Below are 12,718 nucleotides of genomic sequence, written 5' to 3'. Positions count from 1 at the left end.
ATGACTACATTTCAGGATGGCGGTAGATTTGGTGTCCAAGATCAAGGTATTCCTGTTTCTGGCTTTATGGATGAATCTTCTGCTCAAATTGCTAATTCAATCCTGGGTAATGCACCGAATGCACCGGTGTTAGAAATGTGTCAAATAGGATGTACAATTAAGGCACTAACCGAATTTTCAGTAGCCTTTTTTGGAGCACATATGGGTATCAATTTAAATAAATATGCGGTCCCTCAAGGTAAAATTATTGTTTTAACTACAGGTGATATTTTAGAAATAGGCTTCTCAAAACAGGGTGTTTATGGTTATCTAGCCTTTAGCGGTATACCACAATTGGAGAAAGTTTATGAAAGCTATTCCACTTACCTTCCAGCCCAATTTGGTGGCTTTTATGGACGTACTTTACAAAAAGGAGACATTATTAGGCTCAGTAAACACGAAGTACTAAAGAATAGCTTTAGTGTAATTAAGCCTCAAAAATTTAATAAAGAAGCTTCTTTACAAGTTTACCAAGGACCTGAATGGAATATTCTTCCTGATTCGTCAAAACAAAAACTTATCAACACTTCATTCACAGTTTCTAAAGATATCAACAGAATTGGATATAGATTAGAGGGAGACGAAATTGAATTAGGACAACAAAAAGAAATAATTTCTTCTGGAATGGTAAAGGGTACTGTACAAATCACAAGCTCAGGCACACCAATAATAATGATGTCTGATGCACCCACTTCTGGCGGATACATCAGAGCATTAAATTTATCTGCAAGGGCATGTGATCAATTAGCTCAAATGCCTGTAGGTTCAATTGTAAAATTTCAATTATAAAAAAAGGAGTAGAATCGATAAAGACTCTACTCCTTCTAATAAATAACTAAAGGCTATTCCTAACTTTTAATTATTGTTTATTTAATTATCCCATAAATGGATACTTGTAATCTGTTGGAGGAACAAATGTTTCTTTTAATGTTCTTGGAGTTGTCCAACGCATTAAGTTAATAGCAGAACCTGCTTTATCATTTGTACCTGATGCTCTAGAACCGCCAAAAGGTTGTTGACCAACAACAGCACCTGTAGGCTTGTCATTGATGTAGAAGTTACCTGCAGCATTCACTAATTTTCTCGTTGCATACTCAATCGCATAACGATCTTGTGAGAAAATAGCACCTGTAAGAGCATAAGTAGAAGTATTATCTACTAAGTAAATTGCCTCATCGAAATACTCCGCATCGTAAACATAGATTGTAACGATTGGTCCAAAGATTTCCTCTACCATAGACTCGTAGTTAGGGTCTTTAGTAACGATAATCGTTGGCTCTACGAAGAAACCTTTCGACTTGTCATATCCACCACCTGCGATAATTTCACACATGTCAGATTCTTTTGCTCTCTCGATATAACCTGCACACTTATCAAAAGATCTTTCGTTGATCACAGCTGTGAAGAAGTTTTTGAAATCGTGTGGAGTACCCATATGGTTTTTGATGATATCATTAGCATCATCAATGATATATCCTTTTACTTCATCCCAAATGTTATTAGGAACATATACACGAGATGCTGCAGAACATTTTTGACCTTGGAATTCAAATGCACCACGAGTAATCGCTGTTGCTAAACCTTTTGGTGTAGCAGATTTGTGAGCCAAGATAAAGTCTTTACCACCTGTTTCACCTACGATACGCGGGTAAGTCTTGTACTTCTCAATGTTGTTACCGATAGTAGCCCAAAGATCTTGGAATACACCTGTAGAACCTGTAAAGTGAAGACCTGCAAAATCAGGGTGATTAAAGATTACGTCACCAGCGTCTGGGCCAGAAACATAAACTAAGTTGATAACACCGTCAGGTACACCTGCTTCTTTAAATACTTCCATCAATACATTGGCAGAGTAAATTTGATCGTGTGAAGGTTTCCAAACGATTGTATTACCCATCATTGCTGGAGCTGTTGGTAAGTTACCTGCAATGGCTGTAAAGTTGAAAGGAGTTAAAGCAAAGATAAATCCTTCTAAAGGACGGTATTCTGATCTATTCCACATGCCAGGAGCTGATTCAGGTTGATCCTGATAGATCTCTGTCATGAATTTTACATTGAATCTTAAGAAGTCGATCAATTCACATGCTGAATCAATCTCTGCTTGATGTGCAGTTTTAGATTGTCCGATTACTGTAGCAGCATTAATTTTTGCTCTGTAAGGACCCGCTAATAAATCAGCAGCCTTTAAGAAAATTGATGCACGGTGTTCCCAAGACATTTCAGCCCAAGCTTCTCTAGCGCCTAAAGCAGCGTTGATTGCCTGAGTCACATGGTCTTTATCACCTTTGTGATACTCACCTACTACATTTTGGTGATCGTGAGGAGATACACATGTACCTAAATTGTTAGTACGAACTTCCTCAGAGCCAATGTACATTGGAATGTCAATCTTTTGCGTTGACATCTCATTAATTGTAGCTTGTAGTGCTTCACGCTCAGGAGTACCCGGCGCATAGCTTTTGATAGGTTCGTTTACAGCCTTAGGTACGCTGAAAAATCCTTTTGCCATGATGTAATTTTTATGATATGTGAATATTCTTATTTAGTATGCGGTCGTATGTGATGGAACCGTTTACTTGAAAGTGATACAAATGTATGAATTTGAGCGTGATATTCATCATTTACTCAAAATATTAAGAAGTGTTTTATCATTTTTTATTGATACAAATTCGCTTGTGCCTATTTTTTATTTTATAATGAACCAGAATTAGTAATCGAAATCAATTACAACCATGCAGATTAAAACCTACCATCCATCTAATAAAGAAAGACTTATAGAAATTTTTCATTCTAACTGCCCAAAGTACTTTGACCCTAACGATGAAGAGTATTTAATTGACTTTCTTGACAATTACACTGATGAAAATTACTATGTAGTTGAAAATGAAAACGGTAGTATTATCGGGTGCGGCGGTTATTATACCAAAGAAGATCACCATGGTATTCCATGGGTTATGTTTGAAAGTAAAAGTATTGGAGCGGCACAACTACTTTCGGTTTCAGATACTTTTTATAAAGAGATTGAAAATAAAATACTGGCAGAAGGTAAAGGGCTAGATATTAATATCAATACTACCCAGCTTATGGAAAAGTTATTCAATAGATATGGCTTTAAAACCTACGAAATAATAAAAGATGGTTTTGGAGAAGGGTTGGATGAGTATAAAATGAAGAAACAATTCTCCTAATTCTCAAAAAAATTAAAGTAAAGCCTAGAATTGTTGATCAAACAAAACAATTTCTACTATTTTGAAGTAAGCTATTCTAAGAGCTTAATAAATTTGTAATTTCATCATCATACCTACCACCTTGAAGCAGCATTCAGAAGCTTACGTAGAAGAAGAAATCGCCATTTATGGTGCAAGAGAAAATAACCTGAAAAACTTTGATTTAAAGTTTCCAAGAAACAGCCTTGTTGTAATTACAGGAGTTTCTGGTAGTGGAAAATCATCCTTGGCCTTTGATACCATTTATGCCGAAGGACAAAGAAGGTACATGGAAAGTTTCTCTGCCTATGCCCGTTCTTTTATTGGAAATATGGAACGTCCTGATGTTGATAAAATTGAAGGTCTAAGTCCTGTTATTTCTATTGAACAGAAAACCACTTCTAGAAACCCTAGATCTACAGTAGGAACTACCACTGAGATCTACGATTTCTTACGTCTTCTCTATGCAAGAACAGCAGAAGCATTTTCTTATGTTACAGGGGAAAAGATGATCAAGCAAACTGAAGATCAAATCATTGAGTGGTTAATGAGTCATTTTGACGGTCATAAAATGGTGATCTTAGCTCCTGTTATCAAAGGTCGTAAAGGACATTATAGAGAGCTGTTTGTTCAACTTAGAAAACAAGGCTACAGCAAAGTAAGAATTGATGGCGAGATCCAGGATCTTGTACCAAAAATGCAAGTAGACCGCTATAAAACTCATGATATAGAAGTAGTTATTGACCGAGTTAAGGTAGATGAAAAGGACAAATTTAGAATTGCTCAATCGGTAAAGACAGCCATGAAAGAGGGTAAAGGAATCATCCTTTGCTATTTCCCTGATGCTCCTCAAAAAGAACAAGTAAAATACTTCTCAAAGTTCTTAATGGACCCGAAATCAGGTATCTCTTATGATGAACCTGCTCCAAACATGTTTTCTTTCAACTCTCCTTATGGAGCATGTAAAACATGTAATGGTCTTGGCGAAATTGAAGAAATCACAAAAGAAGCTGTCATTCCAGATGATACTAAAAGTATATCTGCAGGAGGTATTGTACCTCTAGGTGAATATCGTGATATCTATATCTTTAAGATGATAGAGCAGCACCTCAAACAAAGAGGTTTTTCACTTTCTACGCCAATTAAAGATTTAAGCGATGAAGCTATTGAGGTCGTTCTACATGGTTCAGATGAAGAAATTGAAGTACTAAGTGCAAAAGATTCTAAGTACGATAAAGCATGGATTACGCAGTTTGAAGGTGTTATTCCCTTCTTAAAAAGACATGCAAAAAGTAGCTCTGAAAAAGTAAAGAACTGGGCTGAAGAATTTACTATCATCAAAAAATGCCCTTCTTGTAACGGTGCTCGTCTAAGAAAAGAGTCGCTACATTTCAAAATTGCAGATAAAAATATTGCAGAATTAGCCGAAATGGATATTAATTCATTCGGAGAATGGATCAGTAATGTAGACGATCAACTGACTGAAAGACAAAAAACGATTGGTAGTGAAATCCTAAAAGAATTACGCAAAAGAACTGGCTTCCTGATTGATGTAGGACTAGATTATCTTACATTAAATCGTTCATTAAAGACGTTATCAGGAGGGGAAGCCCAACGTATCAGGTTAGCAACACAAATTGGCACTCAACTCGTGGGTGTTTTATATATTCTTGATGAACCTAGTATTGGATTACATCAAAGAGACAATGTAAAATTAATAAAAGCTCTTCAAGATTTAAGAGACTTAGGGAACTCTGTCATTGTTGTTGAACACGACAAAGACATGATGTTAGCATCTGATTATATTCTCGATATCGGACCAAGAGCCGGAATGTACGGTGGAAATGTAGTTGCTGCAGGTACACCAAAACAGTTTTTAAAACAAAAATCAACAACTGCCGATTTCCTAAGTGAAAAACTTAATATTGAAGTTCCAAAAGAAAGAAGAGCAGGAAATGGTAATACTATATCTCTCAAAGGGGCCAATGGTAACAACCTTAAAAATGTTTCTGTAGACTTCCCATTGGGTAAGATGATAGTGGTAACAGGAGTTTCCGGATCTGGTAAATCAACCTTAATTCATGATACTTTATATCCAATTTTAAATCAGAAAATATATAAATCTAAAAAGGCTCCTAAAGAATATAAAGAGATTACCGGTTTAGAATTTGTCGATAAGGTGATTGAAGTAGATCAATCTCCAATTGGTAGAACACCTAGGTCCAACCCTGCCACATATACTGATATGTTTACAGAGATCAGAGCCTTGTTTACCAACTTGCCTGAATCTAAGATAAGAGGCTATAAGCCTGGTAGGTTCTCCTTTAACGTTAAAGGTGGTCGTTGTGAAACTTGCCAAGGTGGTGGTAAGAAACTCATTGAGATGGATTTCCTTCCTGATGTATATGTAGATTGCGAAGACTGTAAAGGAAAACGCTACAATAGAGAAACACTAGAAATTAGATACAAAGGAAAGTCTATTTCTGATGTTCTCAACATGACGGTATCACAAGGCATGGAATTCTTTGCTGCGCACCCTAAAATTTTAAGAAAGCTCACTGCTCTAGAGCAGGTAGGTCTTGGATATATCACTTTAGGACAACATGCAACTACGTTATCTGGTGGTGAAGCACAAAGAGTAAAACTTGCTACTGAGCTGTCTAAAAAGGACACAGGTAAAACTTTCTATATTCTTGATGAACCAACAACAGGTTTACATTTTGAAGATATACAACACCTATTGAATGTACTTCATAAGTTAGTAGATAAAGGCAATACTGTCCTTGTTATTGAACACAACTTAGATGTTATCAAAGTGGCTGATCATATCATCGATCTTGGACCTGAAGGTGGCAAAAGTGGTGGTACGATTGTAGTGGAAGGTACTCCAGAACAAGTAGTAAAAAGTAAAAAAAGTTATACTGCCAAATTTCTTAAAGATGAAATGAAAAATTCATAAGATAAATGAATGATTATTCGTTTTTTTTACTGAATTGGCAAATATACTATTGATTTATTGGATTTTGCTAGCATTTATTTGCATTATTAAAATATTTGCTCTACTTTTGAAATACCAACCAATTCAATTATCATTCCTACTAAAGAAAAAGGTCTGTCAATATTAATAATTGACAGACCTTTTTTACTTTGTTATAATTTTACCCTATAACTTCATATCTGTTTGATCAAAAGGAATGTTATTTAACATCACTTCTTTATCATTTTTATTCAATCTTAAGTCAGATATAACGTTATGCACTGACGGGTTACTCATTGCAAATAAAACCATAGATAGAATATAAACACCAAATAAAAGCGGCTCCAATGTCAATCTATATAATATTGCTACTACAATTGGTGAAATGGCTAATGGTATAAATTTATAAAACTGAGCTCTTAACAATAAACTCAAACGATACGGTAATGAAGGCTCTTTTCTAATTTCTTTTAGTTGCTTGTTATATTTTGAATAAACAGCAATCGCTACTAATAATATAACTGCAGTTACCCCGCCTATTACAGTATTACCAAAAGCTGGTAAAAAAGGGTCAATATTTCCTGCTTCTTTATTTTGTAGATACCAAACCAATGCAAAAGGTACAGAAATACTTGCCATACCGTAAAATACAATTCGAAGTTTGTTGATCATATCAAAAGGGTCCTTAAACCCTTCAAAGAAAGTCGCTTTTTTATCACTCATAAGTATAATTTTTAAAGAAAGTAATTGATTACTCTCTTATTTATTGATGGCCCAAAGTTCGTGAAACAAAAAAAAATCCACAACACATCAATCGTATTGTGGACTTCTAATATCTTAATGAAGTAAAATTACTTCGAAGATCCTTTTTCTTCAGATGATTGAGAAGTTAACTCTTCCTCGTAGATTTTGTTCAAACCGTCGATTACATCTTGAGTGATGTCTTCAACATTTGGAGTTGACCAAATTACTGTTGACGTAACACCATCGCTATAACCAAGAACAATACTATAGTTTTTATCTGCAGAATATTGATCTAAAAATTCTTTTACTCTTTTTCTAACCTCTGCTTGAATAGCTTGCTCCTCAGCGGCTAAACCTTGTGCTTGTGATTGTTGAGCAATTTGAATCTCTTGTTGCTTGATCGCTAAAGATTCTTGCTTCTTACGAATGTCATTTTGTGACATTAAACCAGCTCTAGCTCTTTTTTCGAAGCTTTCAGCTTCTTTTTGCAATTTCATTGCTCTTGATTGCAATTGCTTTTGAGACTTTTCAACTTTAGCCTGGAATTCTTTGTAGCTATCCTCACCGAACTTATAGTAAACTGATAAAGTATCGTTGTTGATGTAAGCGATTTTAGTTGTTGAACCAGAAGCTGGAGCTGCTTGTTGTTGTGGTTGTTGGCAAGCAAACATAGTCGCAATTAAACCAACAGCTAATAATAATTTTTTCACTTTATTTATTACCGTTTATTTATATGAATCCATTTTTGATGAACTCGACAATTGAAGATATATCCATCAAAAAGTTCTCAAATATCTTCAAACATGAAATTTCACCGCTGCAAATATAATTAAATCATCGAAAGTGTAAAAAGTCCTATTCTTTCATTGTATCTTACTAGTATCTTTTTAATAAAATTGTTGAACTTAGATAGGTAAAAACGTAGCAACCTCTAGATTACTCTATGAACTTCGTCAACCCAATGTTTTTATATGCACTACCACTTGTTGCAGTGCCTCTGATAATACATCTTTTTAATTTCCAAAGGTCCTCTGAGATTAAGTTTACAAATGTAGCCTTTCTACATACCGTAAAGGAAATGTCCAATGCACAAGATCGTTTAAAAAAGATCTTAGTGATGTTAGCTCGTATGTTATTTATACTTTTAGCTATCATCGCATTTGCCCGTCCATACCTACCTAAAGAAAATGGTAATACTTTATTAAAAAATGATTCCGGTAAAGCCAGTATCTACATCGACAATTCTTACAGTATGCAAAGTGAGAGAAACGGAAAAACTCTATTTGATGCTGCAAAAGATATTGGGCGTAAAATACCTACAGTTTTTCCTGTCGGCTATTCGTACCAAGTACTTGATAATCGGTTTACTGGTAGTTCTAGGTACTTTATGAACCAAGAACGATCTGAAGAAGAAATCATAGGATTATCTTATTCCAACTTCACCAGAAGTCTAAGTGATGTAGACCAAATTGAGCAGGATGCCTTTATCAGAGAAAAAATGATTGTTGGGAAACAAGTATTTTGGATCTCAGATTTTCAAAAATCTACAGTAGGAACTTTAGAAAACATCAACTTTGATTCTTCTACAACTTACCATCTTATACCATTGATGGCTGATAAAGTAGAGAATTTAAGAATTGATTCTGTATGGTTAGACAAACCTTTTATTAAAGAGAAAGAGAACAATAAACTCTTTGTACAAATATCTAATTTAGGACTCGAAGATGTAAAAGACCGAGAAGTAACTCTATTTGTAGAGGATGTTCAGTCTTCTAATACCACCATCAATTTAAAAAGAGGCGATACTCAGATTGTTGAAATGGCCTTTGCTATTAGTGATGCTGGAACAAAAAGATGTAGGGTAAATATTTCTGATTACCCTGTAGATTTTGACAACGAACATCATTTTGTACTTAATGTATCACCGAATATCAATATTGCAATCATCTCGGACAATCCTAGAAATTATCTTTCTACCGTATTTAAAAGCGAATCGTTTTTAAATGCGACTACATTTAAATCAAACTCCATTGACTATTCAGCTACAAATGGAGCAGATTTATTAGTGTTAGATGATGTCCAAGTGATTCATGAGTCATTACAAGAAGTAATTATGAATGCAATACGAAATGGTACTAACATAGCCGTCTTCCCATCTTTAAATATGGACATAGATAGCTATACTAAAGCATTTGGTACGCTAATCAATAAAAGTAAATTAAAAGAAGGGCCCCAGTTTATAGGCACAGTTACTCCTCCGGAAAAAGATCCATTCTTTTCAAATGTATTCGAAAAAAGAGTACGAAATATGAGCATGCCTGAAGGTGTCCCTATATTTCAATGGAAAGGAAGAGGAGTGAGAACACTATTATCCTATAAAAACAGTCAAAGTTTTCTTTCAATTCAGGAGAGTGCCCTACAAAGCAATTATTTTGCTTCGACACCTCTTGATCCAACATATAGTAACTTTGGCCGTCATGCACTATTCGTACCGGTAATGTATAGAATGGCTATCCTCAGTAAGACTCAGTCTGATCAGTTATCTTATAATTTTGGAGAGAAGAGCTTACGTATCCGATTTGATAACCTTCAAAAAGGGAGTATTTACAAGTTAAAGAAGGGAGACTTAGAAATAATACCTACTCAAAAGGTAAATGCCGATGTACTTACTTTAAAACTTCCGAATGATGATATGGAAGCTGGATGCTACGAGGTGGTCTCAGCAGATAACAGTTCATTTGTTGGATATATCGCTTTCAATTATTCATCACAAGAATCTCAATTAGCTTCTTATTCTGATTCAGAATTGAAAGATAAATTAGGGCAATTCAAGAATATCAAAATTTACAACAATATAAAGGCGGATAGCTTTAAGCAGATTTTCACTGAAGATAATATTGCACAACCATTATGGAGATACTTCCTTATTGCTGCTTTATTATTTTTGATGATTGAAATGGCACTACTAAGATTCTGGAAAACTTAAAATAGACCATCAACAAAACAAAAAGAGCATAGAATCATGATTCTATGCTCTTTTTGTTTATGTATAATAAGAAAATTAGCTCTCTATATCTTCATTTCTTTCCACTTGAGATTTATAGTATAAGATCTGTTCATCTTTCATAGCAATCTCTTTCTGTAGTGCTTTTCTAACTTCCTCCAACTCCATTTGTCTACGTTCCATCTCTTCTTGAGTAGCTTGTAATTCTTCAGTGTTTTGAAGCATCTCCTCCTCTCTAACCCTTAATTCTTGAGTTAACTTCTGTGCGTCAGATAATAGCTTCGAAGTTCTTGTATTATGTTTTGCTGAAGTAATAGCAGAAGCTATACTTTCTGATACTCTTTCTACAAACTCAATCATATAAGGTTCAAAAGTATTGAATGATGCCAGTTCAATAACTCCTAAAGCCTTTTCATTAAACTTCAGTGGAACCAATAGTAAACTTTTTGGAGAAGCTAACCCTAAGCCTGTAACTACTTTAGAGTACCCTGGAGGTATATCATCTATATATAATGATTCGTTTTCTTGCCAACATCTTCCGGCTAAGCCTTCACCATAATTGACTTTCTTATCCATAAATTTCTTTCTATCGTATGCATAACAAGCCTTAAGTTCAAGTACCTGGTTTGAAAGATTATCCTCTTCAACCAAGAACATCATTCCCTGGTTGGCACTTAAATAATCTACCAATTCTCGTAGTACCACTTCGTAAAGGTCATCAACATTGTCTAAATATTTACGCGTAATTTCTGCAAATTTCGAAATACCTTCTGTTACCCACTGCCTTCTATGATCTTCTATTGAGACCTCTTTTAAACGGTCCCTCATCTTAATTAATGAGTTACCGAGAACATCTCGATTACCATAGGTATCAAAATCAACCTCAAAGTTGCCCTTACCAACATTTTTGGCAAAGTCAGAAGTTTGTTTGGTACGATCAATAAGGTTGTTCATATGGAAAATAGTAGCTCCAATTTCATCACCTGACGTAACAGGGATAGATGAAGAAACATCACCTTTTGCTAGCTTAGAAATCGCTTCCTGTAATTTAAAAATAGGTCTTGTGAAACTTGCTGAATAAGCATTAGAGACAATAAAGCCAATAATAAATATCACAATCGTTGCCAAAGCAACATTAAGTTTTAGTCTTTCAATCGATTCGAATGCTTCTCCTTCTTGAATCTCTGCAATAATAATCCAAGGAAGCTCTCTAATTTTTAATGTAGAATAAGAACTTAAAGCCTCTTTTCCTAGATAGTTTTTTCCCATTAAGTTACCTGAGTGTCCTTTTAAGGCGTCCATCACAGGTGCTGTATTTACAGTTTTTGAAAGTACAGTAGTTCTTAATGATTTAATCTGATTGATTTCATCAGAAGGAATATTTAAATCTAAAAGTTCTTGATTGAATTTATCTGACTCTTCAACAAATAAACGAGCATCACTTCTCATCAACTGGTCCTTACCTACTAAATAGGTTTCACCAGTACTACCTAAACCTTCTTCTACCCAATCGCCGTCATCAGTCATAATTTTATTAATCTCTGACAATGGCATAGTACCTATTAATACGGCTACTTTTTCTAAACTATTATCCACATTATCATATACTGGTGCTGCAAAGAATAATTGCAAACCACCATATGAACCTTCATAAGAGACAAAATCAGATAAGATCACCATATTTTGTCTTATTGAGTTCCTAGCAAGAGTAAAGGCTTGTCCCAAAGCAGACTGTCTAAATACACCATCCATTAGGTTTGTACCGAAATCTGTATTTTTTGCCACAGAATAGATCACATCACCTGATTGTGCATTCACTAAAATTAGATCTGAAAATCCATCTGCTAAAAGATACCTTCTAAAAGAAGCGTGGTATCTTTCATGAATGTCAGAATATGCTGTTTTATCATTAGCTCTATTTAATAGATCCTTTTTACCAATTGGATTTTTATTGTTGGACAGATAAAGATTCTGAAGAATAACCATCTTATCCGAATTCTCATCAACAGAAGTGATCAACTGCCTTGAGAAAGATTCATGATCACTTAGCTTTCTATCAACTGTAGTTCTGTAAAACTCCTTTAACTCTCTCCTCATTTTTACAATCTTACCAGGAGAGTAATAGTAATCCATGATTTGATATGCAGAAGAAAACTCTAAAACGGCATCAGAAACCATTCTACTTTGTGCCAATACACTAATATGTTCTTTTGCATTCTCTATATAATTTTCAAGAGTTCTCCTCTTTACTTCTCTTACAGATGTCAATTGTGCAAAAACAGCCTCTTCTAAGGATTTCTTTGCTGAATAATAACCCAACATACCTACTGCAATACTTGATAAAGCAGCAATCAATAAGAGATTTAGTAATACTTTAATACGTATACTTAAATCTTTTATCCTAAGGCCTGAGTTTTCTATATTATTTGAAGTCTTTTCTGTCATTATAATCTGAGGCAAGAAAGCTTAAATTATACACTATTGTGACTAATGAATATCTAGTGCAATTCAAGTACCATGTTCTAAAAAAGAACGTAGAAAATCGTAAAGTATTTTAATGACAAGGAAGGATAATTGATCAAAGTGGGCAGTTTGCAATGTAACAAGCCTGAATATTAAAAAAAGAGCATAAAAAAAAGGTTGATATTTCTATCAACCTTTCTTGGTGCGGGTGGAGGGACTCGAACCCCCACGCCGTGAAGCACTAGATCCTAAGTCTAGCGTGTCTACCAATTTCACCACACCCGC

At 34.7% G+C, this 12,718-nt stretch carries 8 protein-coding genes and 1 tRNA gene; 4 read left to right on the top strand and 5 right to left on the bottom strand.

What is annotated here, in order from left to right:
• Entirely contained in the window at positions 1–828 is an 828-nt protein-coding gene (locus HGP29_RS17990; RefSeq protein WP_211093326.1) for a 5-oxoprolinase subunit C family protein, read from the top strand.
• An 85-nt stretch (positions 829–913) separates the two neighbouring features.
• On the opposite strand, the gene pruA is transcribed toward HGP29_RS17990, so the two are convergent.
• Positions 914–2,548 (bottom strand): L-glutamate gamma-semialdehyde dehydrogenase, encoded by a 1,635-nt coding sequence (gene pruA / locus HGP29_RS17985; RefSeq protein ID WP_168883815.1) that lies wholly within the window; start codon positions 2,546–2,548, stop codon positions 914–916.
• 223 nt (positions 2,549–2,771) lie between these two features.
• Here pruA and HGP29_RS17980 point away from each other — a divergent pair, with 223 nt between their 5' ends.
• Complete coding sequence (locus HGP29_RS17980; RefSeq protein ID WP_168883814.1) at positions 2,772–3,227, top strand: GNAT family N-acetyltransferase; 456 nt, start codon at positions 2,772–2,774, stop codon at positions 3,225–3,227.
• A 121-nt stretch (positions 3,228–3,348) separates the two neighbouring features.
• Positions 3,349–6,204 carry an excinuclease ABC subunit UvrA gene (uvrA, locus tag HGP29_RS17975; protein ID WP_168883813.1) on the top strand — a complete coding sequence of 952 codons (2,856 nt, stop codon included), beginning with the start codon at positions 3,349–3,351 and terminating at the stop codon, positions 6,202–6,204.
• Positions 6,205–6,408: 204 nt separating this feature from the next.
• Here the strand turns inward: uvrA and HGP29_RS17970 are convergent, their stop codons facing one another.
• Both HGP29_RS17970 and HGP29_RS17965 read right to left on the bottom strand, forming a co-directional pair.
• Positions 6,409–6,945 carry a hypothetical protein gene (locus HGP29_RS17970; RefSeq protein WP_168883812.1) on the bottom strand — a complete coding sequence of 179 codons (537 nt, stop codon included), beginning with the start codon at positions 6,943–6,945 and terminating at the stop codon, positions 6,409–6,411.
• A 128-nt stretch (positions 6,946–7,073) separates the two neighbouring features.
• Entirely contained in the window at positions 7,074–7,676 is a 603-nt protein-coding gene (locus HGP29_RS17965; protein ID WP_168883811.1) for an OmpH family outer membrane protein, read from the bottom strand.
• A gap of 233 nt (positions 7,677–7,909) precedes the next feature.
• On the opposite strand from HGP29_RS17965, the gene HGP29_RS17960 reads away from it, so the two are divergent.
• Positions 7,910–9,952, top strand: a complete 2,043-nt coding sequence (locus HGP29_RS17960) for a BatA domain-containing protein (RefSeq protein WP_168883810.1) — start codon at positions 7,910–7,912, stop codon at positions 9,950–9,952.
• A gap of 75 nt (positions 9,953–10,027) precedes the next feature.
• Here the strand turns inward: HGP29_RS17960 and HGP29_RS17955 are convergent, their stop codons facing one another.
• Both HGP29_RS17955 and HGP29_RS17950 read right to left on the bottom strand, forming a co-directional pair.
• On the bottom strand, positions 10,028–12,415 hold the full coding sequence (locus tag HGP29_RS17955) for a GAF domain-containing protein (protein WP_168883809.1): 2,388 nt from the start codon (positions 12,413–12,415) through the stop codon (positions 10,028–10,030).
• Between the two features lie 218 nt (positions 12,416–12,633).
• Positions 12,634–12,718: transfer RNA gene (locus HGP29_RS17950), tRNA-Leu, on the bottom strand.

The sequence above is a fragment of the Flammeovirga agarivorans genome (genome assembly GCF_012641475.1).
In the GTDB taxonomy this organism is placed as follows: domain Bacteria; phylum Bacteroidota; class Bacteroidia; order Cytophagales; family Flammeovirgaceae; genus Flammeovirga; species Flammeovirga agarivorans.
This window is presented reverse-complemented; position numbering and strand designations above follow the sequence as displayed.